Annotated in this window: 1 protein-coding gene and 1 pseudogene; both read left to right on the top strand. The window is 69.0% G+C overall.

The genetic code is table 11. The annotated features are described in order from the left end of the window. Positions 1-442: 442 nt before the first annotated feature. Positions 443-1,126 (top strand): annotated as a pseudogene (locus tag ACTWQJ_RS50930) (IS701 family transposase); the annotation flags it as partial. Positions 1,127-1,187: 61 nt separating this feature from the next. Further along, positions 1,188-1,832 carry a hypothetical protein gene (locus ACTWQJ_RS50925; protein WP_443313123.1) on the top strand — a complete coding sequence of 215 codons (645 nt, stop codon included), beginning with the start codon at positions 1,188-1,190 and terminating at the stop codon, positions 1,830-1,832. Positions 1,833-1,946: the final 114 nt, after the last annotated feature.

The raw sequence follows: 1,946 nt of genomic DNA, 5'->3' as shown, positions 1-1,946 counted from the left end.
AAACGGTCTATGTCACCACCGACCATCTGCTGGCCGCCGGTTGACCACCTGACCCCCGTTGCGTCCGGAAACAGCCATCCGGGACTTTCGCCGCGTGCCCGAGCAGCACGGGGAACGGGAATGGCGTTGCGCGTCGTTGGCTGAATTGTGGCGGTCGGTGGTGTTGTCCGCCGGGTGTATCGGCGACCGCGCCACGGCGTCAACAGTGCCGGCGCCAGTCCGTCACCTTGGTCCGGGCGCCCCCTGAAGCCCTTCCGGGGGGACCGTCGCGTCGTCGCTCCTCAGCCCCGTAGGTGACATATGCAGATCCAAACGGTGGTGCACAGATCTACACATCGATAAAGTTGCGCCCGATTTAGTCCGGTATTGCGGCATCGGGCGATGCGACCAAGGCGTAGGGACAACGGGCCCCGGCGGGAGGGGCACGACTGCCGCACGCCCGGTGAATTGCGGAGAAGATTTCGTTCGCCCCTGTTCGCACATATGCGATGGAAGGGTGCGCTGGAACGTTTCACTCAACACATCCGCGGGCAGATTTTCCAGCCGGCGGGAGCAGCTATGCGGGGGTCAATCTGTGAATACATCCTGGTTGCCGCTGATTACTGTCGAGAAGGGGAACGAGAAATCGCATCGATTATTCGCGGAAACCGAAGCGCCGGATGATTTACTGCGGCAAATATCCCGGTCCCTCTTCGTTTCCCTGCCGCGCGCCGACCAGCGCAAGAAGGGCGTCGAGTACGTGAGGGGCCTGCTGGAAGTGCCCGGCCGCAAGTCGATCCGGAACATCGCGAGCCTGATCGGCGGCCGGGCGACCGATCAGAGCCTGCATCACTTCATCAGCGAGTCGACCTGGGACTGGACCCCGGTACGCCAGGCGCTGGCCCGGTACCTGGTGCCCCGGCTGCCCGTGGAGGCCTGGGTGGTGCACAGCACGGTGATCCGCAAGGCGGGGCAGCACTCCGTCGGAGTGGACCGCAGGTTCGTCCCGGCCGAGGGGCGGGTGCTCAACGCCCAGCAGGCGGTGGGTGTGTGGGCCGCCTCCGGGTGCCGGAGCAGCCCGGTGGACTGGGGGCTCCATCTGCCCCAGGCGTGGATCGACGACCGGTCGCTGCGCAGCCGGGCCTCGATCCCGGACAGCGCCGAGGTGGAGACCGCTGTCCGACCGGGCCGCGAAACTCTGCGTCGACATGGTGACGGAGTGGGCGATGCCGGTGCGGCCGGTGGTGCTGGACGCCTGCTCCCTGAACGCGGCCAGGCTCTTCGACCGCCTGGGCCGCAAGGATATCCCCCTGCTGGCGCGGGTCGACCCGTCCGTGCCGCTGGTCGTCAACGACCCGGCGCTGACCGGCCACCGGGGCTCGACGGGCATGCCGGCCTGCGAGGTCATCCGGGCGGCCAGCGGCACCCGACAGCCCGTCCGATGGCGGCACAACGGCCGCGGGGCCGGCATGCGGTCGGGGCTGCTGGCGAGCGCCGCCGTGAAACTCCCCCCGGGAAGAAGCGGGCGGCTGCGATCCGGACACGGCAGACGCCTTGTCCTCATCGGGCTGGCCGAGGGCCGGCAGCAGGACGCGCCCCAGCTGTGGCTCACGAACCTGACGGGCCATCAGCCCGCTTCGCTGCTCACGCTGTTCACCCTGCTCGACCGGGTCGTGTACGACTACTTCGAGGTCGCCAAGAACGTGGGCATCGAGGACTACGTGGGCCGTTCGTTCGACGGATGGCACCGGCACATGACCCTCGCCTCGGCCGCCCACGCCGTCGCCGTGCTCTCCTCGCCCGGCCGGGTGCGGAACGTGCCGACGTGCGAGGCGACGGAGCCCGGCACCTGACGAAGTGCGCCACGGCGTGTTGTTGCCGTCCACCCCCCACTCCAGGATCGGGGTGTCGGCCGGTCCGCTCGACGCGGCAACCCCCACGTCGCGGGAGCGGGCCGGCCCGGCCGG

This window comes from Streptomyces sp. KR55 (genome assembly GCF_052245645.1).
Classification (GTDB): domain Bacteria; phylum Actinomycetota; class Actinomycetes; order Streptomycetales; family Streptomycetaceae; genus Streptomyces; species Streptomyces flavusporus.
Note: the sequence above shows the minus strand (reverse complement) of the source record. Positions and strands in the feature narration are given on the sequence as shown.

Bases quoted from the DNA above. Each gene is read 5' to 3' on its own strand.
- ACTWQJ_RS50925 (WP_443313123.1), top strand. From the start codon at position 1,188: ATGGTGACGGAGTGGGCGATGCCGGTGCGGCCGGTGGTGCTGGACGCC.